Origin of the sequence: Clostridium sp. AF27-5AA, assembly GCF_003478415.1 — a bacterium.
Classification (GTDB): domain Bacteria; phylum Bacillota; class Clostridia; order Lachnospirales; family Lachnospiraceae; genus Otoolea; species Otoolea fessa.
The window spans coordinates 213,335-238,609 of the sequence record NZ_QUFH01000005.1 but is presented as its reverse complement, the minus strand read 5'-3'; the positions used below and the strand labels follow the sequence as shown (position 1 = coordinate 238,609).

The 25,275-nt window shown below is 48.6% G+C and carries 11 protein-coding genes and 1 riboswitch; of the genes, 2 read left to right on the top strand and 9 right to left on the bottom strand.

The genetic code is table 11. The annotated features are described in order from the left end of the window. Positions 1–452: 452 nt before the first annotated feature. The 5 genes from sdaAA to DWY89_RS07560 all read right to left on the bottom strand — a co-directional run bounded on the left by sdaAA (position 453) and on the right by DWY89_RS07560 (position 5,541). Positions 453–1,337: an L-serine ammonia-lyase, iron-sulfur-dependent, subunit alpha gene (sdaAA, locus tag DWY89_RS07580; RefSeq protein WP_118468104.1), complete on the bottom strand. Its 885-nt coding sequence runs from the start codon at positions 1,335–1,337 to the stop codon at positions 453–455. A gap of 42 nt (positions 1,338–1,379) precedes the next feature. Continuing rightward, the gene (sdaAB, locus tag DWY89_RS07575) at positions 1,380–2,039 is read right to left on the bottom strand and encodes an L-serine ammonia-lyase, iron-sulfur-dependent subunit beta (RefSeq protein ID WP_107000463.1); all 660 of its coding nucleotides are present in this window, start codon (positions 2,037–2,039) and stop codon (positions 1,380–1,382) included. Positions 2,040–2,060: 21 nt separating this feature from the next. Further along, on the bottom strand, positions 2,061–2,825 hold the full coding sequence (locus DWY89_RS07570; RefSeq protein ID WP_333491434.1) for an SDR family oxidoreductase: 765 nt from the start codon (positions 2,823–2,825) through the stop codon (positions 2,061–2,063). A gap of 211 nt (positions 2,826–3,036) precedes the next feature. Continuing rightward, a complete protein-coding gene (locus tag DWY89_RS07565) occupies positions 3,037–3,909 on the bottom strand; it encodes a phosphoribosylaminoimidazolesuccinocarboxamide synthase (protein WP_022359439.1) in 873 nt (290 codons plus the stop codon). Positions 3,910–4,257: 348 nt separating this feature from the next. Continuing rightward, positions 4,258–5,541, bottom strand: a complete 1,284-nt coding sequence (locus DWY89_RS07560) for an O-acetylhomoserine aminocarboxypropyltransferase/cysteine synthase family protein (RefSeq protein ID WP_118524559.1) — start codon at positions 5,539–5,541, stop codon at positions 4,258–4,260. A 547-nt stretch (positions 5,542–6,088) separates the two neighbouring features. On the opposite strand from DWY89_RS07560, the gene DWY89_RS07555 reads away from it, so the two are divergent. Further along, positions 6,089–6,517, top strand: a complete 429-nt coding sequence (locus DWY89_RS07555) for an Rrf2 family transcriptional regulator (RefSeq protein WP_022359441.1) — start codon at positions 6,089–6,091, stop codon at positions 6,515–6,517. Between the two features lie 93 nt (positions 6,518–6,610). Here the strand turns inward: DWY89_RS07555 and DWY89_RS07550 are convergent, their stop codons facing one another. Then, positions 6,611–7,129: a MazG nucleotide pyrophosphohydrolase domain-containing protein gene (locus tag DWY89_RS07550; protein WP_207663373.1), complete on the bottom strand. Its 519-nt coding sequence runs from the start codon at positions 7,127–7,129 to the stop codon at positions 6,611–6,613. 533 nt (positions 7,130–7,662) lie between these two features. On the opposite strand from DWY89_RS07550, the gene DWY89_RS07545 reads away from it, so the two are divergent. Further along, positions 7,663–8,601, top strand: a complete 939-nt coding sequence (locus DWY89_RS07545; protein WP_118468109.1) for a DUF4392 domain-containing protein — start codon at positions 7,663–7,665, stop codon at positions 8,599–8,601. Between the two features lie 144 nt (positions 8,602–8,745). On the opposite strand, the gene DWY89_RS07540 is transcribed toward DWY89_RS07545, so the two are convergent. The 3 genes from DWY89_RS07540 to DWY89_RS07530 all read right to left on the bottom strand — a co-directional run bounded on the left by DWY89_RS07540 (position 8,746) and on the right by DWY89_RS07530 (position 25,245). After that, complete coding sequence (locus tag DWY89_RS07540; RefSeq protein WP_022359445.1) at positions 8,746–10,149, bottom strand: sodium:alanine symporter family protein; 1,404 nt, start codon at positions 10,147–10,149, stop codon at positions 8,746–8,748. Positions 10,150–10,298: 149 nt separating this feature from the next. Beyond that, positions 10,299–10,403, bottom strand: a riboswitch (glycine riboswitch). A gap of 120 nt (positions 10,404–10,523) precedes the next feature. Beyond that, on the bottom strand, positions 10,524–11,507 hold the full coding sequence (locus DWY89_RS07535; RefSeq protein ID WP_118468111.1) for a hypothetical protein: 984 nt from the start codon (positions 11,505–11,507) through the stop codon (positions 10,524–10,526). Between the two features lie 142 nt (positions 11,508–11,649). Then, positions 11,650–25,245 (bottom strand): SpaA isopeptide-forming pilin-related protein, encoded by a 13,596-nt coding sequence (locus DWY89_RS07530; protein WP_118524558.1) that lies wholly within the window; start codon positions 25,243–25,245, stop codon positions 11,650–11,652. Positions 25,246–25,275: the final 30 nt, after the last annotated feature.

Below are 25,275 nucleotides of genomic sequence, written 5' to 3'. Positions count from 1 at the left end.
TTAGAATTTTCAGGGTTTTACATACTGTTCAGTTTTCAAGGTTCTTTGTTGTTGCCTCAGCAGCAACTTTTATAGTTTATCAAAAGTTTTTGCTTTTGTCAACACTTTTTTATTTTTTTACAAATCCACGTTTTTTTGAAATTTTTCTGAGTTCATCAAGAATCTTCAAATCATTTCTTTCGTTTCGTGTTTTGTTTTTGTCCTTGTCTCGAGGACGTATGTTATGATACCAGAGCATTCCCGGAAAGTCAAGCATTTTTCTAAATTTGCTATTTTATATGTTTTTTTGTGATTTTCAAGAATATTCTGGCATCATTTAAACAGAGCTATTTCTATATTGCTGTTCTTTCTTCTACAATTTTATTTTCTAATCAGCAGCTGGAACAGTTCTGACAGGTTCTGCAATCGCGTGCTGTCTGGTTCTATTGATTTTCATTGCCTTCCCGGGTTTTCTACGCAATGTTTTCCTTCTTTCCCATCCGTTCTGCTATCTTTCTGGCGCTCTCGGTCACTGCCAGACCGCCTTCACTCGTCTCGCGTAAAGCAGCCGGAAGCGCATTGCCGATCCGGCGCATGGAATCGACGACCTCGTCTGCCGGGATCGCGCTCTTGATTCCCGCCATTGCCATCTGCGCGCTGACCGCCGCATTGACGGCGCCGGCGGAATTCCGCTTGATACACGGAACTTCAACCAGACCACAGACCGGATCACAGGTTAGTCCCAACATATTTTTGAGGGCAAATGCCGCTGCATTCGCGATACACTCCGCATCGCCGCCCTGCAGATATGCCAGCCCCCCTGCTGCCATCGCACTTGCTGAACCAATCTCCGCCTGGCATCCACCCGATGCACCGGCGATGCTCGCATTTTCTGCAATAACCGCACCGATTCCTGCACTGACAAAGAGTGCCTCGACCATCCGGTTCTCCGTTTCCTTACAATATTCCTCATACGACAAAAATACCGCCGGAATCACCCCGCATGCGCCCGCCGTCGGAGCCGCCACGATTCGTTTCATACAGGCGTTGGACTCTCCCATTTTCACCGCTTTTTCCATCACAAGCCCCATGTATCCGCCCGCCAGGCTGCGACCGGAGGCATTGTATGCGTGCAGTTTTTCTCCGTCGCCGCCCGCCATTCCACTTGCCGAGACGATCGAGCCGTCGTATTCCTGATCTGCCTGGCGCATCGCCTGATACATCTGCCGCATTGTTTCAAACGATTCTTCCACCGTCACCTGGCGTTCCTGCACATCTGCCAGAAGAACCACCTTCCAGAGCGGAATTTGATGTTCGTTCGCTAAGCGGACCAGATCACTCACTGAATGATATAACATTTCCATTTTCCCGTTCCATTCCTTTTCTTATATGAACCTTTCCTATCGAAGACTTAAATATGTTACCTTTCGGATACCCTCCTGACGGCGCAGCCACACAAGCCCTTCTTCCGGAATCTCTTGATCGCACTCAATAACCATCACTGCCATGCCGCCGCGCGCCGCACGGTAGAGCTGCATCGTCGCAATATTGATCGATTTGTGCGCCAGCATCGCCGTCACATCCGCCACATGTCCCGGCTGATCGTCGTTGTGGACAACCAAGGTTGGATAACTGCCGGAAAAATTGGCTTCAATCCCATCGACCTTCGCAATATTGATCCGGGAACCGCCCAGTGATTCACCTACTACCGTCAGACTGCGTCCAGAAATACCCTCAAGCTCCAGTTCCGCCGAATTTGGATGCGCCTCTTTTAAATTAGCTTCCTCAAAGGAAAACTCAATCCCTTTCTCCTCTGCCAGGTGAAAGCTGTCCGGAATCCGCATGTCGTCCGGCACCATTCCTAAAAGTCCCGCAATCAGCGCTTTCTGGGTTCCGTGTCCGGTTCCCGTTGCCAGAAATGAGCCGTACAGACCAATCCTTGCCCGCTTAACCGGTTCCCCAAGAAGCTTCTGCGCCACAAATCCAATCCGAACCGCGCCCGCTGTGTGGGAACTGGACGGTCCGACCATCACCGGACCTACTATATCAAATAGATTCATATTTCTTTCCTTTTCTCTCGTTTACTTCGCCAGGTAGCCGCCATCCACCGGGATTACCGCTCCCGTTATATATTCTGCCGCGTCACTCGCTAAAAACACGGTAATTCCTGCCAGATCCTCCGCCTTCCCCCAGCGGTACATCGGGATCCGCGCCGTTACCTCTTCATACTGATCCGGATTTTTGGCTTTCATATCCGATGTGAGCTTTGTCTCCATATAACCAGGTGCGATCGCATTGACGGTCACACCACGCGATGACCATTCATTGGAGCAGGCTTTCGTGAGCTGCGCCACACCGCCCTTACTTGCCGCGTATGCCGGTATCATCACACTTCCGAAGAAGGAGGTCATCGATGCCACATTAATAATTCTGCCGTATCCATGCTGCAGCATATCCCGCGCCGCCAGCTGAGACATCTGGAACATAGCACCTAAATTTACTCGCAGAATCCGATTCCACTCTTCCATCGGAAAATCTTCTGCCACGCACCGGTGCTGAACTCCCGCACAGTTTACCAGTATATCCGCCTGACCATCAAGGCTTTCCACCAGACGCTTATAGATATTCGGAACCTCCTCTTCTCTTACCAGATCTCCCACTATTCCGTGAACCACCACACCGGTTGTCCGTGCAAGCGCATCAGCGCTCTCCCGCACCTTCTCACTTGTTCCCAAAATAGCAACCTCCGCCCCAGCTCTGCACAGTCCCTCTGCCATGCCATAGCCGAGTCCTCTGGTTCCGCCCGTGACGATCGCTTTTTTCCCCTTTAAGCTAAATAAATCCATGAAATCGCGCATCTTTTATTTTCCCTTTCAAAAGCACACATCTGTAAACAGCCCCTCTGCTGCAGATTACGAACTAGCGATATATTTGTTTTTTATTTCCATATATAAAAGCTGCCGCGAAACAAGAATTTCATTCTTTTCACAGCAGCTTTTTGACTTTTATTCAATGCATTTTCTTCCGCTGCCTGACTGGCTGCATCGAGTAATCCGCTTATGCCAACTTTTCGCCGGTCAGCATCTCATAACTCTGAAGATATTTTTCAATGGTCTTGTCCACAATCTCCTGCGGGAGTGTCCAGTCATTGCCCGGATGAGCGGTCAGCCAATCGCGTGCAAACTGCTTGTCGAAGGACGGCTGGGAATGTCCTGCCTCGTAGCCCTGTGCCGGCCAGAAACGGGAGCTGTCCGGAGTCAGCATCTCATCACCAAGAACGATGTTGCCATTCTCATCCAGACCGAACTCAAACTTGGTATCTGCGATAATGATACCTTTTTCCAGTGCGTACTCCGCACATTTTTTGTAAAGTGCAATCGTGTATTCACGCAGCTTATCTGCATACTCTTTTCCCTTGCCCGGGAAGTATTTTTCCAGATGATCTACGCTCTGCTCATAGGAGATGTTTTCATCATGATCGCCAATCTCTGCCTTAGTGGACGGTGTGTAGATCGGCTCCGGCAGTTTGTCAGACTCTTTTAAGCCTTCCGGCAGTTCAATTCCACAAACCTTTCCGGTCTTCTGGTAGCTTGCCCAGCCGCTTCCTGTGATATAACCGCGGACGATGCACTCAATCGGAAGCATCTCAAGCTTACGGCACATCATGCTCTTTCCTTCGAATTTCTCCTGCTGGAAGAATTCCGGCATGTCTTTTACATCTACGGAAATCATGTGATTCGGGATAATGTCTTTCGTCAGGTCAAACCAGAACTTGGACATCTGTGTCAGTACTTTGCCTTTGTTTGTCACTTCATTATGTAATATAACATCAAAGCAACTGATACGATCCGTTGCAACCATAATCAGGCTGTCTCCATTGTCATAAATTTCACGGACTTTTCCTTCTTTAATCGGTTTCATCTCCTGCATTTTTTGCACCTCATTCTTAAATTTTATGGTGGAATCCAGAGCCCCCCTATATCACAAATGTACAGCTCTGTATCCTTCTATCTGATAAATTACCACTTACCCGCCCTTATTGTCAAGACTCGCCTCCCCGTTTCCTCCTTAAATCCCAACAATTCAGCATTTTACCCTGTGGAAGGCGGTTTGGTATGAATTTTTCTACGCCGTTTTCTTCCAAAATGGAATAGTAAAAATGCAGCGTTATCTGCCGTTCTTCCCTGCTTAAAGAAGAGTTGGCAGATGACACCGCATTTTATCAATTTACCATTTATTATGTATATGCTTCGGATTCTCAGACCGACACACTCTTACTTATTTCAGAGCTGCAAATCCACGCTCCAGATCCTCGATGATATCGTCGATATGCTCAGTACCGATGGAAAGACGGATGGTGTTCTGCTTAATGCCCTGATCTGCCAGCTCCTCGTCAGTCAGCTGGGAGTGGGTTGTTGTTGCTGGATGGATAACCAGGCTCTTTACATCTGCTACGTTTGCTAACAGGGAGAAGAGCTGCAGATTGTCGATGAACTTATGAGCTTCTGCCTGTCCGCCCTTGATCTCAAAGGTGAATATAGAAGCGCCGCCGTTCGGGAAATATTTCTCATACAGTGCATGATCCGGATGATTCGGCAGAGACGGATGATTTACATGCTCTACTAACGGATGTTTGGACAGGTACTCAACAACCTTCTTGGTATTTTCTACATGACGGTCGATACGCAGAGACAATGTCTCAGTTCCCTGAAGAAGCAGGAATGCGTTGAACGGGGAAATCGTAGCGCCCATATCACGCAGAAGGATCGCACGGATGTAGGTAACGAATGCTGCCGGACCTGCTGCCTCTACGAAAGATACGCCGTGGTAGCTCGGATTCGGATCTGCGATTGCCGGATATTTGCCGCTTGCTTTCCAGTCAAATTTACCGGAATCTACGATGATGCCGCCCAGAGTGGTTCCGTGTCCGCCGATGAACTTGGTAGCGGAATGTACGACAATGTCTGCGCCATGCTCGATCGGGCGAATCAGGTACGGTGTACCAAATGTATTGTCAATGACTAACGGAAGTCCGTGTTTGTGTGCAATCTCAGCAATCGCGTCGATGTCCGGGATATCACTATTCGGATTTCCGAGAGTCTCCAGATAGATAGCACGGGTATTTTCCTGAATTGCACTTTCTACCGCTTCAAGATTATGAGCGTCTACGAAAGTTGTAGATACACCGAAATGGGAAAGTGTATGCTCTAAAAGGTTGTAGCTGCCGCCGTAGATGGTCTTCTGTGCTACAATGTGACCGCCGTCCGCTGCCAGTGCCTCGATTGTATATGTAATAGCAGCTGCGCCGGATGCGGTTGCCAGTGCTGCAACGCCGCCCTCCAGTGCTGCGATCCTCTTCTCAAAAACATCCTGTGTGGAGTTGGTCAGACGTCCGTAAATGTTACCGGCATCTGCCAGACCAAAACGTGCTGCCGCATGTGCTGAATTTTTAAATACATAAGAAGTGGTCTGATAAATCGGAACGGCTCTGGAATCGGTTGCCGGATCCGACTGCTCCTGACCTACGTGTAACTGAAGAGTCTCAAATCTATAGTTTCCCATCTCAAAATACCTCTCTTTCTATTTCTGAAAGTTTATTTCCTAGTATGTAAATTTGTTTTTATTTTATATTCATTTTTTATTTGAGCAAGCGTTTTTCCATTTATTTTCAAGTTTTATATAAAATAATTGCTTTTTCCGCAATATTATATTTGCTTATGCAAATGTATATTTAGCTTTTTGGGTAAACAAAAAGCCGGACCGCTTAATTTTCTTTAAGCTCCCGGGCAAATGGCTTGCATCTTAAATCGTTGTCATTCTCTTAAATGGCAGATATGCAAATTTACCTGACCATATAAAATGCCCGGGAATTACACATTCGACAACAACACATCAGATTTCCGTTCCATATAATATTCTGTCTTGCCATTGTATCTGCCTCCTTTTTATTTTCATGTTCTTTCTGAACTCGATGGCTTAATGATACTCTTATAAACCAACTTTGTCAATAGGTATTAGAAAAAAACTTTTTTCTATGTTTTCCACGCTTTTCTCCTTGAAAGTCCTATTACCTTGCGTTATAATTGGTTAATAGTAAGGAGGTTACCGAATGATATCGACAAAAGGAAGATACGCTCTGCGCGTTATGATCGATCTGGCGGAACAAAATTCTGCTGGATATATACCACTGAATGAAATTGCCACCCGTCAGCAGATTTCTGAAAAGTATCTGGAAATCATCTTGAAGGTTCTGGTCAAAAATAAATTACTGGAAGGACAGCGCGGCAAAGGCGGCGGTTACCGTCTGACCCGTCCGATTAATGAATATACCGCCGGAGAGATTCTGGAACTGACCGAAGGCTCTCTCTCTTCCGTTGCCTGCCTTGCACCGGATGCGCCGCCGTGCGAACGTCAGACAAGCTGTGTGACCCTGCCGATGTGGAAACGCTTTGATCAGGTTGTACACAATTTCTTCTATAATATTACTTTAGAAGATCTGGTAAAGGAAAGTCAGTCTTTGCCGAAAAGTACGAATTAGCATTTATAAATGAACGAAGGCATTCCATTTTGACCGAATGCCTTTTTATATATAGATTTTTCTATTTATTTCAGTATTGAAGCATCTCAAACGTTATTTTTTGATGCCTTTCCGCTCCTCTGCCCGCTCGAGCAGTTTCTCCGCCTCTTCCAGAGCTCCTGGAAGATACGCTTCCGTCCACTCTTTTCCGGCTTTTTCCTGCTTCTTGATTGCATCCCAATCTGTGATCGGTTCCCCCTGTTCGGACAGCATAGGCTTACCAAACACGTGCGGATGGCGGCGGATCATCTTTTCGCTGGCGCCATCCATGACCTCCCGTATCGTAAACAGTCCTTCTTCCTCCGCGATCTGCGCGTGAAGAAGAATCTGCAGCATTAAATCCCCCAGTTCTTCTTTCAGGTTCTCCGCATCGCCGGTCACCTCCCAGATATTGATACCGCCAATCACCTCTGCCGCTTCTTCAATGCAGTACGGTTTCAGCGATGTATGCGTCTGCGCCCGATCCCACGGACAGCCGTCCTCGGCACGGAGATGGCGGACTACCTCGCAGAAGCGCATGAACGATGCGGCGCGGTCATTTTCTTTTTTTATCTCATTTGATTCTCGTTTCATTCTCTCTATCCATTTTCTTGTCTGCTTTTATTTCTGAGCTTGTTTATATGCCTATTTTGTAGCTGTTCAGTACCTTCACAGCCACAAGCAAAAATCCATTAAAAATTGCCTACGGCAATGGGATTTTTGCCTGCTGACCCATATTTTCGTACGGTCAGCGCAGTAAATGCGCTGACCTACTGAACAGTTACCCCATTTTTTATTATATTCCAAATTTTGCTTTCTGTCAGCCGTAAAATAAATTTGGAATTGACAGTCTGATATTTTTCATTTACAATATAATTATAACAAAACAGATTCTTTTATTTATCGGGACTCCTGCCCGGATGCTCCCTTCGTAAATAAGAGCCATGAATCTTACAGGATACGTGGGTCTTTTTTTATTGCACATGATTCCGATACAGCTACCATACCGGACTGCTTCCAATCTTTTTTGATTTGGAAATTATCCAGTAAATAAGCGCTCGGATCATCCAGATAGAAAATCCCCTGTCAATTTCTGCACAATGCAGTATACCTGGAGGATTGATACCATGACTTTTTATGAAACTTTAGATTTAATTATGAAACAGGATTTTGGCGGTCGCGGACTTTTAGCATCTCTGCCTGCTTCCCCACTTGCGGCTGTGTCTGCTTCTCTCGCCCATGCGAAAAGAGCCGTTCTTCTGACCGGTTTCCCGGTTCGAATGCCAGACGGTTCTATTACCGGCGAGACGGATGGACCTTCCGGAACTGCCAACCTCGCAGCAGCGCTGACGGCAGCTGGCTGCGGCGTGTCAGTCGTAACCGACTGGTCTTCTTATCCGCATCTGGAAGCGGCTCTCCGCTTCCGCGCTCCGCAGGCAACCTTGATCCGTCTGCCGGAACAGAATACGGATAACTTTATCCGCACCTTTATCCGTGATGCAAAACCGACCCATCTGATCAGCCTGGAGCGCCCAGGTAAAGCTGAAAACGGACATTATCACAGCATGCGCGGTGAACAGCTCGACGACATGATCACGGATTCGGCTCTTTTCCTGTCTGCTGCCAGAGAAGCTGGTGCCACGGTCATTTCCATCGGAGATGGCGGCAACGAGATGGGAATGGGGACCTTCCGCCGTGAAATTCTCGCAGGTGTTCCACACGGCGAACTTATCTGCACCGCAGAAGCAGCAGACCTGACGCTGGCAAGCGGCGTTTCCAACTGGTGGGGCTGGGGCATTGCCTCCCTGCTCTCCCTGGAATTAGGACGGAATCTTCTCCCCTCTGACCGCACCGAGACAGAATTGCTCCGCCGGGTTGTGGCAGCAGGCGGTGTGGATGGATGCACGAAAAAAGCGGAACTGACCGTTGATGCACTCCCTCTGGAGACGCATCTGAGGATTTTGCAGTCTGTCCGCAAATTGACCGATGAAACACTTAAAAAGCAGACAGCAAAGAGAGAAACTCCTTATTTTTACAGAGAGCGGAAGGTAATGGCAGCTATTTAGGGATTTTTGGTTTTTTATTTGTTTTCATTTTCATAAAAAAGACCTGCTTATGTATTTCACTACATAAGCAGGTCTTTTTTGAATGATTGTTTAATGCTTGCTTTTTACGCTTACAGTTACCTTTTATCTTCTCTTTATTTGCTCTTACTTTTCTTCTGCAGCCCGATATGCCTGTGTCACATTTTTCGTGATCGCTTCCGCTTTCCGATCAGCCGCCACAACCACATGACTCAATGCAAGTAATGCCAAAACGTTCGGAATAACCATCAGCGCGTTGAAGAAATCTGCCAGAGCCCATACTAAATTTACCTTTAACATAGAACCAATGACAATACAAATCACTACGATGAAGGAATAAACCTTTGCCGCCCCCTCGCCGAACAGATATTTCGCATTCGTCAGGCCAAAGAAATGCCATCCCAGAATCGTCGAAAATGCGAAGAACAGCAGGCAGATCGCAATAAAAATAGAACCAAAGTTTCCAAAACTCTGCATGAATGCCGCCTGCGTCAGCGCTGTACCATCCTTGCCGGAGCTCATCGCATCCGTTGTCAGGACTGCAAATACGGTCAGATTTAAAATAACAAATGTATCAATAAAGACACTGATCATCGCACAAAGCCCCTGATGATGCGGGCTTTCTGCTTTCGCACGTGCGTGAGCATGCGGTGTGGAACCCATACCTGCCTCATTGGAGAAAAGTCCTCTCGCTACACCAAAACGGATTGCTTCGCGGACGGTGATACCAGCACCAGCGCCCATTACCGCTTTCGGATCAAACGCGCCCTTGATGATCATCATAAATGCTGTCGGCACGTGATTGATATGAAGACCAATCAGAATCAGGCTTCCTACAATGTAAACGCCTGCCATAACTGGCACAACCTTCTCTACCACAGCTGCCAGACGTTTGGTTCCACCAATGAAAATGAATCCTGCCAGTACTGCCAGCACAAGACCGATCGTGATCGGCGGAATATTGATTCCATATACCTGAAATACCTCTGTAAACGCAGCACCGATCGAGTTGGACTGTACCATATTGCCCATAAACCCAAGTGCTAAAACAATAAAGATAGCAAACAGAGTGGATAATACCTTTCCAAAATTACCTTTAAATGCCGCCTTGATGTAGTAGACAGGTCCGCCTGTCACCTCACCATTTACCTCTGTCTTGTAGGTCTGTGCCAGAACCGCCTCGGAGTAGATGGTCGCCATTCCGAAGAACGCGCTCAGCCACATCCAGAAGATTGCCCCCGGACCGCCGCCAAACAGCGCTGTCGCCGCACCTGCCAGGTTACCAGTACCAACCTGTGCTGCGATCGCCGTCATGATCGACTGAAACGGGCTCATTTCCCCTTTTTCATGTTTTTCTCCGTTCAGGCTGAAATGTCCAAACACATGCTTGCAGCCCTCTCCAAATTTTCTTACCTGAATGAATTTGAGACGAATCGTGTAATAGATGCCCGTTCCACACAGCAGAATCAGCAGAAGAAAACTCCACAGAAAATCATTGCCTTTGTTTACCAGTGTCAAAATCGTGTCCATTTTTTATCCTCCTCTATGTTTTCGTTACGATTCCGGCTCTTTTATAAATCCGGGATCGAGTAATAAAATAAGAGCTGATACAAATCAGCTCTCCAAAGAGTAGAACATATGCATACAATAGAACTCATCCCCTGGTTCCATTGTGATTGGTTGTATGCCCTGTCCTTTTGCCTGAGAGATCAACGAATACCATGGACGTGCATCCGTCTTACACCTTCGGCGCTCCTTCTTGGAGACTCTCCAGAGTGTCCCTGCCTGACTGACCTTCGATCACTCGTCAGGACGGTTCAGTAAACAGGAACGAACTTATGTGAGGTATGCTATCACATTTCTTCTGCTTTTTCAACTGATTTTTATAAATTATACGAAAATCCTCAAAATATTACGGTTCGCGACACGTTTTCCCCCTTTTCATTAAACTGCTCATACTTTTCCCCAATCAAAAGAGAATCCATCTGCGGGTATGCACCATCTTTTAAAATATACGATGGAATTTCCCCTTCTGGCTGCCATCCCGGCTTTTTCCCTCCCCATTCTTCCCGGTTTTGAGCTGCCTCTGCCTCCGTCACTTTCCTCCATGCCGATTCTGCTGCCTGACCACGCTTTCCCTGCTTTGTCAGAGGAATCACTTTAAAATGATATACACCCGCAGTCTGCATCAACGGTACAAAATCGTACTGTTCAGCACTCGTCCGATGCGGATGTCCGACACGCTTCGCATCCCGGTAAAGCATCACCAAATATGCCGAAGCCCCCGGCGCTTTCTTCCACCTGCCAATTCCTCTTTCCGCCCAGCCTGCTGCATCCACCGTTCCTATTATCTCTCCGGCATCCTGTAATTCGATCGTCAAAAGCAACGTAGTGCCATTATCTTTCCGAACTGCCTTGCTGCATACCGCGCCAAGCCCTGAAAACTGGATGTCCTCCTGGCGAAGGACGGAAAAAGAATCATCTGCGTCGGATTCCAGTTCTATTTCGTATAGAATTTCCGGAGCAGGTTCTTCTGCATGGATTTCTTCTATCTTTCGTTCTTCTAAAGAAACTTCTTTGGTACCTATATTTTCAGAGTCGGCTTGTATGCTCCCTTTATATTGTTCATTTTCTTTTTTTCCCACCTCTGCCCCATCCATCGCCGGTCCGCTTGCCGGATCACCGGAGATTCGTTCCACACCAGTGACGCTATATGCCCTGTCCCGGCTTTCTGCCTCCAAAACAGGCATTCCCATTTCATCCAGCTCTTCTGCTGCCAGCCGAATCCTGACCCGATCGATGGATGCTGCGGCAGCGGAGAAACATCCCGCAGCCGTCTGGCTCAGTACGGCTGCTCCGAAGAGCAGCCCTTTCGCCATCTGATTCATAAAATTCCTCCTCTCCCACTTTATGTGCTCTCGAAATCTTTCTGTGCTTGATTTTGTGAAATGTTTTTTGTTAGCCGCAAAAGCAAGTGCAGAAAAGACTCCGAGAGTACATCTTTCTTCTGTTCATTTTTCTCTTATTTTTTTACTCCTCCTTGCCCTTATCATTCCTCTCCATATTCTTTTTTATATTTTCCTCCTTTCTTCGCCGCTCTGCGAGCGCCAGTCCTGTCCCAACGCTCATACATATCAGTCCAATCACCAGTTTCCACTTCCAAATCAGTGAAATCACTTCATTCAGACGTTCTTTTTCGTCCTCAATCTGATAAGCGCCTTCCACTCCCCAGGTGGCTGATTCTCCATATCCCATCCTCGGAAGCGGCTTCATCTGTCTGCTGTCGAGAACAATTTTCCCCTCTCCACAGATCGACTCTGGCACGTGAACTGTTAAATAGCCCTCTTTCAGCTCTTCTATCACTTCCTTTGGATATTCCGGCTGACCATGTCCCGGTCGCCCTGGCTTCTCCGGCTTCAAACGGTCATACATCCGCACAACCGTCACCGTTCCGTCCTCTGAAACCGTAAATGAAACTGGTTCGGCTTTTTCGTAGCCCTCCGGCGCTTCCAGCTCTTCCAGAATATAGCGGCAGCCCTCCTTTAAAATGCCCTGTATACATTTCTCCTTTTCTTCAGAAATCCATTCCAATATTACCTTTCCAGCCTCATCGGAAATCCTCAGGAGGGCACCTTTTACAAATTCGCTATCTCCTTTCTGCTCCCTCCATTTCCGCTTCTCCACCTGCACTTCCGTCGGTCTGTCATACATCTTCACCTGATCGACTCGACCGTCCAGTGATACCGTAAATGTCACTTTTTCTGCTTTCCAGTACCCATCCGGCGCTATTTTTTCTACCAGCACATAGTTTTTTCCAGCGTTTAACTTTCCTTTTATCACATGGGCGCCCCGATCAGATACCCACGAATCAACCAAGGTTCCGCCTTCCTTCTCCTCCCAGAGTTCCATCCGCGCCCCCGGCAGTTCCTTTTCTCCCGTCACACTGTATTTTGTGATTTCCACGTGCGTCGGCTTGTCCTGCATGGAAATCCGCTCGACCGTTCCATCCTCGGAAACAGTAAACGGAATCTCTTCCGCATACGCAAATCCATCCGGCGCTCCCGTCTCGCGCATTATATAACTCTTTCCCGGTGTCAACGTTCCAATTATCTCATGAGGATGATCCGCAGAAATCCATGATTCGATTACATTTCCAGACTGATCCAGAATCTCTATCTGAGCACCCGGAAGCTCCGTTCCGACCAGATCTGTCTTTGAAAAGACCAGCTTTGTCGGGGAATCTATCATTCCAATTCCGTCTATCTGTGCATCGTCCCCCAGAGAAAAAATCATCTGATTCGACTCCACCTCTTCCGTTTTTCCACCGTCCAGTTCCAGCAGTTCAACTAGGCGGTATCTATTCCCACGTTTGAGCACTTCGCGCACCGACCGATCATTCTGATGAAATTCCCAGAGCACTGTATTTCCCTGCCGGGAGGTCCGTCCCGTGCTTCCTGTACTCTTCCACTCGATCGGCAGTCCATCCGGAGTCTGTGCCGGAACTTGTGCCCGAACCTCATAGTTTGTTCCCCACGGCATTCCTGTCAAAACAACCGATTCGCCACAAGAAAGCGTCAGGCTTCCTCCACTTCGCAGCGTTCCCGATTTAGAACCTGTGTACGAAATCAAGCCTGGAAGCTCTTTTCCCTCCGCATTCTTTAAGTATAACGTATATGTTATATCTACCTGCCTTAACAACGCCGCAGCAGTTCCCGTCACCCGCCCGGCGATAGCAATTGCGCCCGGAGATAGAATTGGATGGAAGGATTCATAGCTTTTGCCCGTTTTTCCCCATATCGTTGCCGTTACCGTCATACCAGAATGATTTTCCTGTCCGTTTTCATTTATATGATCTCCAACCAGAACAGCCACCCGCAAAATGCCTCCTGATCCGGCTGCCACATTCTCTATATTCCAATACCAGGATTCACCTATTTGTTCCGCTCCGCCCATCGAAGCCGCTGTCATTAGTTCACACCCAGCTGGAATTTCCAGTCCAATCTTCATATTTTCTTTTTTATCTGACTGGTTCCGATATGTAATTTCATATACAATTACACTTCCCGGCAGCACCGCTGCTCCGTCTTTTCCAATCGGGGAAACGGCGCGGATGCCACATGGATCGCTGTATTCCGGATTTCGTATTTCATGGATATATCCCAGGCCATCTCTGTTTTCCGGGATCCAGCTTTCCACTTCCCTGCCATCTGTCTCTTTCTGATGATATTCTTCCAGACGATACCTCGTTCCTTTTAATGTTCGAAGCGTCAGCGGATAATGTCCGTTCTCATCCCAATTCAGACGGAATGTATTTTTTCCTATCGTCCGACGGCTGCCGTCACTGAACTCAATGATCTCCCGCAGTTCGAAACGATGTCCTTCCGCCACCCCCTCTTTTTCACATTTTTCTCGTTCCAGATAAGGCACAGAAGCTTCCATCAGTGACGAAAGTACAAATTCTTCCCCACTGTCCAAATCCCACAGAGTTCTCACCAGACGAAGCGCTTTTCTTCCCTGCACCTGCAGAGACGTTATGCTGTCAAATAAACCGTCTGCTGTCTCTGTCTCCAGCGCATTTGCACCATCTCTGGCTGCGTTAATCCCCCTGCCTGTATCTGACACCGTGAAAATCATCGGTTTCTGCACAGTGTATCCATCCGGCGCTTCCAGTTCTTTCAGAAGATACGTGTGCCCGGCAATCAGCTTTCCTTCTATCACGTGTGTTTTCCCATCGCAGATCCAGGTTTCCAATGCCTCACCCGCTTCAGTGTACACACCATCCAAAAATCCGGCTTCATACACTGCCAGCTTTGCTCCTGACACAAAGAGACCCGTATCGAAATCCAGCTTGGAAATTTTGATTTTCGTTGTTTCATTCGGCACCGTCAGATCATACGTTAGCACCTCGCATTCCTTCTGATCTTCTATCAGCACCTCGTACACGCGCGGAATAAGTTGATATCCATCCGGCGGCATCGTCTCACGGACTTCGTAATGGTACGGAATCCAGCTTCCATTCTCCCCTATCGTTCCGATTGGCAGCAATGGGCTTTCCGCCTGACCGCTCTCGTCTGTCTCCATCTGAACCTTTTCTCCCGTCTCTCTGTTTTTCACTTCAAACACCGCACCTGCCAGTTTTTCCTCTGGCTTTCTCTCATCCACCTTTTCAACCCGAACCCGTCCCTGTTTCAACGTATTAACCGCTTCGATTGTCTCCCCCGAAGCAGCCGCCACCGTAAATTTCTTAGGTTCCATGAGGCGATAACCTGCCGGTGCCGAAAGTTCCACCAGATAATACACTCCATAGGCAATCGGAGAAATCCGATGCGGCTTCCAGTCCCCTACCTTCCAGCCTGCCGGAATCTCCTGTTTTTCTGCTTCTTCCTCTGTAAATTTTCCATCCGATCCAGAAATCCAGCGTTCCACTAAATATTCTTTTTCCTGCATCAGACTTCCATCCTGTGCCGCCCGGAAAACAGCAAGTTCTGCGCCTGCCAGATAAATTGCCTCTTCGGATGCCTCTCCTGAGCTTCCCAGCTTGGAAATATAGACAGACTTTGCCCTGTTTTCCAGCCCGTAAAGCTGAATTTCAGCAGTTTCTTCGACAATCACCGGCTTCGGTGCTGCTTTCTGATAGCCGCTTGGTGTTTTCGTCTCCACCAGAACGTAATAGCCTTTCTTTCTGTTCGAAGCCAAATCATTTTTCGTCGGATTCAGCGGTAAATAATCAATCCGGTGAATCCCATCGGAGGTATCATAACTGACCAGAGTCCCCTCCGTCTGGTAATTCCAGCGGAAATCATAGCTGTAGCCTGCTTTTCCATCCGGCTGCAGATTTTTCGTTACCTGAACAAGCACCTGCGAACCATTTCCCAGATTCCAGAGCTGACGCACTGATTCGCCCTGTTCTGTCGCTGTTTCTTCCTGTTTTTCAGCGGTATATCCACACCATGTAACCGTGTTGAACCTTGTATGATATTCTGCATACAGCTTCTGATAGCGGGTTGCAAAGCTGTCGCTTCCTTGGCTGTAGGCTTTCGCATCTTCGGTCTTCCAGCTCTTCACCCGTTTTTCCCGGTCATAGCGCGGTGTTCCATCCGCTTCCATGACAATTCCATTTTCATCTGTCACTGCCTCGTACAGGGTCAGCTCCGCCGCATATGCATTCGGCAGACATTCTTTTTTTCCATCCTTCTTCTCATATTTGAAAAAGGCGGTTTTTATATGATCTTCCTGCATCGTGATGAGCTGCAGCTTAGAAGTTTCCTGGATTTCCACCTCCATTTGATTTGTCAGATATCCCGGAGGCGTCTCTATCTCCCCGAGAATATAATCGCCTGCCGGAATCCCCTCCCATGCCATTGGCGTCTTTCCGACGGTCCATTTGGCAGTCACTGTCTTTTTCTGGTTTCTCTCATCCAGTACCGTCCAGTTCGCCGGAAGTTCCCCTTTCTTTTCCAGATAATACCCGGACGGATGTGTTTCCAAATCACCACTCGCAACTCTTTTTGCTGGATAGAGCGCTAACACGGCTCCTTCCACACTTGAAAACGTATAACCTCCTTTTCCTTCCTCCCAGGTCTTAGAATCCGATTCGTTCAAAATGCGATCATAGTCCCGGACTGGCTGCTGATATTGTTCTGGCGCGTCGATCTTTTCAATCTGCACCGTGATCGGGCGGTTAGTAAGGCGCAGCTCCTGTACTTCACAGGTTTCCTCTACCATAAGACCTGTCGGCATCCGTTTCGCATAGCCGGATGGGGCACGCGTCTCCTCTAAAATATACACTCCCACCGGAACGCGTTTTAAAACGTCCACCTGCCCATCTCTGATCCGTGTATGGAACGGATCGTTTGGCGTTTCATCCCCGGTTATCCAGCTGTTTTCCATCAGATACGCCTCCCCCTGACGGTGGTACAGCGGTCGATCGTCTTCCCGGTTTTCCGGATCATTTCCAATATCATAGAGCGCTGCCTTCAACTGCAGATCCCATGCATTGGCATTGTAAGCTCTGAGAAGATCGCTGTATCGGTAACGCACATAATCGCCATCCCGATCATAAACGGGATATCCTTTGATATAGGTCTGATCGGAACGCTGGTAATAAACCGGCAGCCCATTTTCATTCAAAACCGGATTGACATGGGGCTGCAGCAGACCTCCGTCATATGTTCCAATCGTGTACTCCTGTTCCGTATCAGCATACATCGTTGCCACGCGGCCGGTCTTTACCTTATCCCTGGCAATCACATTTCCATAGTGATCCTTAGATACCTGGATCACCCACACCAATGTTTTACCGGTTTTCTCCTCCGTCACATATGCCATTCCCGTGTACGGTTCTACCTCGCTGTCCCGGCTTCCGTCTGATGCCAGATGATAGAATTTCGTCCCGGACGGAACGTATTCAAACCGCCTTTCTTTCCGGCTGTACGCCAGTTCTTCATAGCTTGGGCTTACAATTTCCAGAAATGGAACGCCATCTTTCATCGCATAGATCGGTTCGCTGTCTTTTGGACGCACTGGTTCGCCTTTTTCGTTATAGGCATACCGCACACCCCGGAGTGTCGTAAATACCTCCAGAGCCCCGAGATCATAATATAAAATGTCTGTATCTTCGCGTTCAATCCGCTTGAGAATCCATCTGCCTTTTCCCTGGTCGTTGAACCGGTCATCCTGCGTATATCGTGTATAATTGTTATTTTCTCCTTTGCTATCTTCCCCCTCTTGATCTTTATCCCTCACATACAGAAGCCGGTTTCCCGCATAGCCTTTCTGCACATACATCCGGGTCACATTTCCAAACGAATCGCGCACCACATTGACACCGGCATACGCCCGGTCCTCACTGTCCCCGTTCTTCTTTACCTCGATCGCATCATACAGGCGCATTGATGCACCTGGAAGATATCGGTTGAATGCGTGCGCTGTATCTGGAACCCGATGCCAGATCGCCTTTCCAGTAAAAACCTGATCCTCATAAATCAGGTCAATCCATTCCCCGGCTTCCTGTTTTGCCCTCAGACTGTCCAGCCAGCCTTTTGACCACCCGTACCCAAGGAACGTTCCCGACGCATTGTACGCCAGTTCCAGATTTTCAAGACCATAACGGTTCGAAAGCTCGGTCAAAGTTCCCTCTCGCCGATCGCTCAACTCAAACAAAATCTCCGTTTCCTCCTGTTTTACTTTCGCGATTTCCAGCCGGATCGGCGTATTTCCTACATAAATCCGCGCCACATCCCCCCGGTCCTGCGGCTTATTGCCATTTGGCTTCGTTCCATCCGGGTTCTGTACTGCTTCTCCGTTGCTACTTATCCGGGTTACCATTTCTCCATACACGGCAGCTGCCACCCGCTGACCGCGCTCTCCGTCCCGATAATACGTCACTTCATCCGAATACACTTCCACCGCTATCGGTTTCGTTCTCACATATCCTTCCGGTGCAGATAATTCACACAACACATAGGCTCCTGCTCCCAGCGGCTGCGGCGTAATCAGATATCCTGTATTCTGGTTGGACGGCAGAGTTTCCCCCAAACCACCAAAATCCTGCAGCGTCGAATAAACCCGGAATGTGCCCGTCCGCGTCCCAAAGGCATCCTGCATCACCACCTGATCGGTTTCACTGCAAATCGGAGTTCCTGCCGGGATTATGCCTGTATATTTTCCTGTATAAGGTGCTTTCCAGGGGTATTTTGACGGAATTAGCGTTTTCAAATCAACCGGCGCGATTTTCTTTGCCCCCATTGCCTCCAAAAATTCCCGGCTGGCTGTCACCTGTGTATCTTTTTCATAAAACTGCACCTCCCCCTCGCTGTACTTCGACGTGTCCCGGCTGGCGGCATAAATAGCGAACACCGCATCATCATGCAGAATATTCTCTCCCGTCTCCGAATCTAGTTTTTCAATCCGAAGCTTTGCAGCATAAAACGTATTCCGGTATTTTCCATCCGCGTAGCCGGTAAATCCCAACGCATCATAGGCTGACTCCGCCGCTGGTTCTGTCACACTGTAAGGCACCAATCCCTGAAAATACCGCCCGTCAAACCCGGTCAGCGCCCCGGTGATTGTCCTGACATGATCTTTCAGATAAAATCCCGCCGGATTGTTATCATCCGTCTTCTCTCCATACGGATATTCCACTGAATCTGCCCACCCTGCCTGCTCTGAGATCGAACCATAACGGTAATAGCTTTCTACCTTCTCGTTGCTCCGGTACCGGCTGTTTGCATTTTCAGACCGATAAATGTCCTTGTACGGCGCCATTTCCCTCTGAGCGGGCGAAAATCCGCTGTAGTCATAGCTTCCGCCTGGATAGGAAATCGTTCCCTGCCGTTTATCCGCATCCAGACCATACTTATAAATCTCATAATTTCCATCCTGTCCATGTGCGCGGATCACATATTTCCTCAAATCCGCCTGATTTGTATCTCCCCACTCTTCATTCATCCGGATCTGATAGTTCGCCGCCAGCGTTTCCGGCGATGCCGAGGCGTCATATTGATAATCCGCTGACTTTTTTTCCGGAGATACGAGGTTTCCACCTGCCTCATAAACCGACGGGACTTCTATTTCTTTCGGCTGGTCGATCCGATAATGCTGGTTTTTGAAATCTTCCAGTGCTCCCGAATACGGCTGCTGCTCGACTGCCACATAGGTTCCGTAAGGAAGGTATTTCGAAACGCCATAATAATAACCTTCCTCGGATTTTTTTAATTTTTCTGCTGACAACGTTGTTTTGTCCCGATCGGAACCTCCATTTTCCGCGCTGTCCCACTCAATCGCGTATAAATCGTCCAAATCATAGGAGAAAAACGGCTTCAAATATTCCTCTGCTTTTAAAATTGCCTGATATAATGCTTCATCATAGATATAATCCGGATAGCTTTCCTGTTCTCCTGATGCTTGAATGTTCTGCTTCTTTACCTCATTCTTCAAATACCAGTCAATCGCAAACTGACGGACAGCATCCGACCGTTTTGCATTTTCTATGGCTGCTTCTGACGTACGGCTCTGATTCTGTATCGCCGCATTGTTATGATGCACCGGATCTTTTGTTTCTCCGCCGCTGCTTCCAAAAATACCCGTACGGATCCACGCAAACGGCTTAAAGGATGTATCTGCTGCATCTGCCCGCTGCCATTTATCCCGGTTCGCCACCGCCATCGCATCGAAAAATTTCTCATACTGATAGCCTGGAACTTCCCGTACCGCTCCCGCTCCATCTTCCTTGATCCGCATGACTGTCTCAAGAAGTCTTGTATACCCCTGATTGACCTCTTTCGAATCCGCGATCTGCCCGTCTTTTCCATATTCGTACAGACGATCATTTGCCGTCACTGCGCTGTCCCAGACATTGTTATTGACGGAACCAGCCGTCTGGGAATCTTTTTTATGAGTTACCTGCGTGAAAATTTTCTGAACCGGAGCAAAGGATTCTATAAGCAGCGGAAAATTCTTTTTTACCTCCGGCAACGAGACAACTTCTCCATCCCGATTCATCCACACGATTTCGCCATCCGTATTCCGGTACAGACGTTCCAGATTGGATTTCAAATAGAGCTTAAAACGGAATTTTGGCAGTGCCGAAGCGACATTTTCCTTCCCTCCCTCTTTTTCCGTAAACAGATCGGTATGTCCACTTTCCGCATAAGTGTTATGTGCATAGGTGTTCTCCGGGGTCGTCGCTATATCTTTGATGATTTTTATCTTTTGGCGGATCACACGCTCCAGTACACCCAGCGGTTCTTTTCTTGTCCCGGCATCCTGATAGGTAGTCTCCTGCCCAGGGTATGCCAGTGCCACCGGGATCACATAGGAATCATCCCCTATCAAGCCGGAACGTCCAGAATCGATATATGCCTTTGCCCGCGCCTGTTTTACCCACGTGTAATAGCTGGAACTGTTCATCTGGTGGCCGGCAAAGAAACCATTTCCCAGCATTGCGGCTTCTTCCTCGTTCAGTGTAACCTTCTTCTCTTTCAATACCGCCTTAAATCCCAGCTCTTCCAGCACACCCGCATTTGTTTTTTTTACACCAAAACTGTCGGTAAAATTCGCGTTGATCTGCAGTATGTATTTTCCGTCTGCATTCCGCTCTGCTGCCTGATGAACCCATTTTGTCTCCGTCACCTCCCGCTGCTGTGTTTCTGTCTTTTCCTGGTAAATAAATACCCGAAGCGGCTGCCCATCCGCATCGTGCGGAATTTCCCCGGTTTTGTAATAGACATTTACCTCATTTTCCTTCGGAACAATCGTACCATCTCCCTCAATCACAGCATCGGTCTGCAAAAGTGCCGACGCCATCACCTGATTTCCAGCGGTAGTTTCCCTATAATCAGTATACGTTCCAAATGCGTCCCGACCTCGATTATTTGAATATGGTATATACACATAACGCGGACACATTTCCATATTCTCCGGCAGCCACTCTGCCCGGTGAAAAATCAGGCTGTCTTTCTCCGGATCACTTCCCAGTACCATGAAATTCTCCGGTATTCCTAAAATTCCTGCATATACCGTAAATTCAAACGAATCCGAAGACTCTTGCACCGCGTCCAGACCGCCATAGCTGATATATGGATGGGTATGATAAAAATCCAGAATGGAAGTGATCACATCTCCCACTGTCATTGAAATTCCATCTTTTGTTTTCGGCACCGCAATCGTCTGAACCGGAGAACCATACACTGTTTTTTCTGCCTTTTCTCCCGGCGTCACACCGCTGACGCCGTACACATCCCGCTCTCCTTCCCGGACACCCCGGTCAAATACGCCGGTATAGATACTGGAATATGCATTTCCTCCTGCTCCCGGTGTCCTCGGTGTTATTTTCGCATGTCTGCGGAGTACCCGCTCGGCTTTCCCTTTCAAATAACAAAAGTCATCCACATCAAATATCTTTGCCAGCTTGTCCGCATTTTCTTCCTCGGTCATTCCCGTTTCTGCCTGCAAAAGAACTGATTCCACTGTCTCCGGCACAAGTTCCTGCACCCGGACCTGGCGCATCCACCCCGCCGCATACTCAATCGGAACTTTTTTATTCATCGGCGTGCCATCCGCATTGTACTTTGGATACTGATAGTCGTTCTCTGCCACTGCCAGTTCCCCGGTATAAACTTTTTCATACTCACCTGTCCCAGCTTCCACCGAAACCGTTCCTTTTCCCTCGTCTTTTCGATAAAAGCTCACGCCCTCCGGCAGCCCTGACACCACAATCTCATAAACTCCATCTTTCGTGTTCTTCGACTCTGCCGAAAAGAAAATTTCATTCGTGTCAGCGCCGCCATCGCCTGCCTGCTCTTCCCCGTACATCTGCATGGAAATATGGGCATATCCTTCTCCCGGTTCCAGGACCGCTGCCTCCAGATCCTGTCCCAGGTTTGTAACTGCGTGAAGTTTATTTCCAACCGAAAGTTCAAAGCCCTCGGATCGGCTTAATTCCTTGACATAATATTCCCCCATCAGAAGCGGGCGTCCAATCCATGCATTTCCATTCTTTGACGTATTGTTATAATAAATCCGCTCCCAGGCTTTATCTGCCGTATAATCATCGATCGCCGCATCTTGTGTATACAGATTTCCCGGCGCTTTCTTTCGCCATCCATCCGCTGCATCCGCAATTGTCCCCTTCGAATAATCATAGGTTCGCCCCGGCGCCTCTGTACATGCCAGAAACGAGGCATCTCCATTTTTGTCTGTCGTCGCCACCGCCACCAGATGATTGGCCCGGTAAACTACCCCTGTTTTCCCATCCGGATGCAGCAGATCTTCTGCTGCAAACAAGCCATACACTGCGCCTTCCAGCGTCGCATCCCCCTGTGCGTCTCCAAGGGCATTGTAAGACTCATTTTCGCCCCTTTTCAGATCCAGATCCTTTTTATTGATATGTACCTCGCCCTCTGTCCGATGATCGTAGATCCTCCAGGCATCTTTCCCGCCGTCTGCCCCATTGCAATGGCTGAAATTGCCAGCACTTCCCGGCTCTATCGCTGACCCCACACTCGCGGAGACGAGCGCCGATTCATAGGCAGGGGAAAATAGTGACTCTTCTGCCGCACCCGCCAATGTTTCCGTTCTTTGTGACAACTGAGGATTTTGATACAACGAAGAAGGTGAATGCCAGCTTGTATAAAAATCCGCCTCGGTTGTCAATAAATCTGATCCGGTTGCCGTATATCGCCGAATACTTTCACGTTCCGCTTTTTCTGCTTCTTCTAAATCATCATCCGCTTCATCAATAAACACAAACCCTTTCTGGACGCGATTTACCAGACGCTCCGAAATAGAGACTTTCATCTCCGAGGCAGTTGCTTCCTTCTTCTCTTGTGTCAATTTTCTGCCTTTTTCATTTATGTCCTGTTTGTTTTCACTTGTCTTACTCCTATTTCTCCCCGCTTTGCTTCCTGTATCTTGCGGTTTTTCTCCTATCTCCGCCTCCGACGGTGTCCCTTTCCCCAGAAGCGCTGCATCCAATGCCGTAAACAGAACCACTCTCTGCGGCAAAACACGCATTTTTAACGACCCTGGAAATGCAGGACTCTCCCCCAGAAAAGCCGCTAAATTTTCCCGGATCGTCCAGCCAGACGCACTTCGACGATCCCAGCCATTTTTTTCAGAAATTCCTGCCTTCGCCTCACTTTCTCCATTCTGATTTCCGGAAGCCTCTCCGATGCCCTGACTCCTTCTCACACTCTTCGTTCCCAGCGCTACATCACGCGAATATCCGCCTCCAAAGGCTGCATTTGCCCCATGCTCAGATGCATCGGTTGTGATAATCTCAATTGGCAGGTCATCTGCATGTTCATCATGCAGAATATATCCATCCCGCGCTTTAAATTCTTTCCAGGTATAACTGTACTTCATGGAAATGAACTTCTCATACGTCTGCCCACAGTCCTCCTGGCAGCCAGACTTTGCATACGAAGTTTCCCCGTCTGCCCCTGTCGTCGGTCCCGCATCGGGTGTTTCTCCCTCGGAGCCGCCGTCTGACGCGATACCTTCTATCTCCCCTGCATCGACCTCCTCCATTATCCAGTGGAAATGGGCGCCCTCAAAGTCTCCGCCCGCCTTTCTTTCACATTCCTCTTCGCACAAAAGCCAGCTATTTGCCAGGCGGATATTTTCTGCCTGCGCCGCCTCAATCTCATCCTCATTGATGACTTCTCCCTCTTCATCCTCCTCTTCCTCTGGAACAGGTACAAAGACCGGTGCCGGATGACCGTCACAGAACGTCTTGTCATAGTGATAACCATGCTCCACCGTCTGGGAGGCGTAGCCATCGCCATCTGTTACCGCCGAACCCACTTGTCTGAAACCATCCCAGAGAACCGGCTCATCCTGATAATGGCTGGCATATGGTTCTCCGCCCTCATACAATTCGGCAGCTCCGTCCCGCTCAGTATTTACCCTGTTCTTATCGTCAAAGCGCTCAAAGAAGCCAAACCGCGCCCCTTCCAGCGCTTTCCCTGTCTCATGATCGTATTTATACATTTGCAGATTATAGGTGGAAGTAAAATCCTCTTCATGCCTAAATACCTCAAATCGAATGCCTCCCTGCTCCGGTACCGGGGTTGGATCGCCCGCCAATGCAGCAAAATAATTGACCGGAACCATTCCGAGCTCCATCCATGCCATCCGCTGATGAATCCACGGATCACTTTTGGCAGGCGTTCCGCCTCCGTGTGTCCCCGAACAGGTCACACACTCCCAGATTTGAAGCGACTGGTCAATCGCCTCCTCCGCCGAAGCATATCCCCCGCCGCCCGAAGCGTATGGGGTTCCTTCCACCCGGAAACGAATCAGGGCTTTCGACGGTTTTGGATTTGGATTTTTAAATATGATCTGCGAGTCGGTTTTTGTATACGTCCATCCATCGGTCGGAACCGGGCTGAATGAAACACCGTCATTGTTTGAAAATTCAAGCGGTACAGAACGGATAAAATCCCAATCCGAGCCATCCGGCGCAAACGACAGCGTCAGAGTCGCCGCATCTACCTGTTTTGCCGTTCCCAGCGAGGTGCTGGAAGCTATCACATTTGGAATCTTTCCGCCGCCGACACCGGTATTTTCCTTTCCGCTGCCTCCGCCAGACAGCATTCCTCCCATTTGCATGTACGCCTCACTATTTGACGCAGCTGCCTCCAGCCACGGATATTTTGCCCGCACAGCTGGAACATAGAGGATTGTTTTCAGATCTTCCTCGGACACCATCTTGATAATTTCCGGTTTTCCCTGTGCTTTTGCTGCCACATTGATCGCCCGGATAAATGTATTTGCCTTTTCATCCCCCAGCGCGGCTCTGAGCGAGAGCATCGCCCAAAATACATATTTCTGTTCCTGACTGCTCAGCGGAACGGATGCCTGGGAGGGACGGTGTGCTTCATAGAGATCCCCTTTTTCTGCAATTCCCCAGATCGCATAACCGCCCTTATCGATACAATAAAGCTTGTGTCCCAGCAGCGTATCGCCATGGGCTGTCGTCAGTGTTGTCTGCTGACCGCTCGCAGGTGCCGCTTTCGCCGGAAAAACCGGGAATCCTGGCAAAAAAGCCATTCCTCCCAATATAATTGCCAGTACAAACGCCATCCCCCGTTTCACATTCTCTCTGTACCGATACTCCCCCATAAACTTCCTCCTCATTTTTACTGCCCGCGC

Excerpts from the sequence above, each read along its gene's own strand:
- sdaAA (WP_118468104.1), bottom strand. The coding sequence starts at position 1,337 with ATGTTATATCATTCAGTGAGTGATCTGGTCCGCTTAGCGAACGAACAT.
- sdaAB (WP_107000463.1), bottom strand. The coding sequence starts at position 2,039 with ATGAATCTATTTGATATAGTAGGTCCGGTGATGGTCGGACCGTCCAGT.
- DWY89_RS07570 (WP_333491434.1), bottom strand. The coding sequence starts at position 2,825 with ATGGATTTATTTAGCTTAAAGGGGAAAAAAGCGATCGTCACGGGCGGA.
- DWY89_RS07565 (WP_022359439.1), bottom strand. The coding sequence starts at position 3,909 with ATGCAGGAGATGAAACCGATTAAAGAAGGAAAAGTCCGTGAAATTTAT.
- DWY89_RS07560 (WP_118524559.1), bottom strand. The coding sequence starts at position 5,541 with ATGGGAAACTATAGATTTGAGACTCTTCAGTTACACGTAGGTCAGGAG.
- DWY89_RS07555 (WP_022359441.1), top strand. The coding sequence starts at position 6,089 with ATGATATCGACAAAAGGAAGATACGCTCTGCGCGTTATGATCGATCTG.
- DWY89_RS07550 (WP_207663373.1), bottom strand. The coding sequence starts at position 7,129 with ATGAAACGAGAATCAAATGAGATAAAAAAAGAAAATGACCGCGCCGCA.
- DWY89_RS07545 (WP_118468109.1), top strand. The coding sequence starts at position 7,663 with ATGACTTTTTATGAAACTTTAGATTTAATTATGAAACAGGATTTTGGC.
- DWY89_RS07540 (WP_022359445.1), bottom strand. The coding sequence starts at position 10,149 with ATGGACACGATTTTGACACTGGTAAACAAAGGCAATGATTTTCTGTGG.
- DWY89_RS07535 (WP_118468111.1), bottom strand. The coding sequence starts at position 11,507 with ATGAATCAGATGGCGAAAGGGCTGCTCTTCGGAGCAGCCGTACTGAGC.
- DWY89_RS07530 (WP_118524558.1), bottom strand. The coding sequence starts at position 25,245 with ATGGGGGAGTATCGGTACAGAGAGAATGTGAAACGGGGGATGGCGTTT.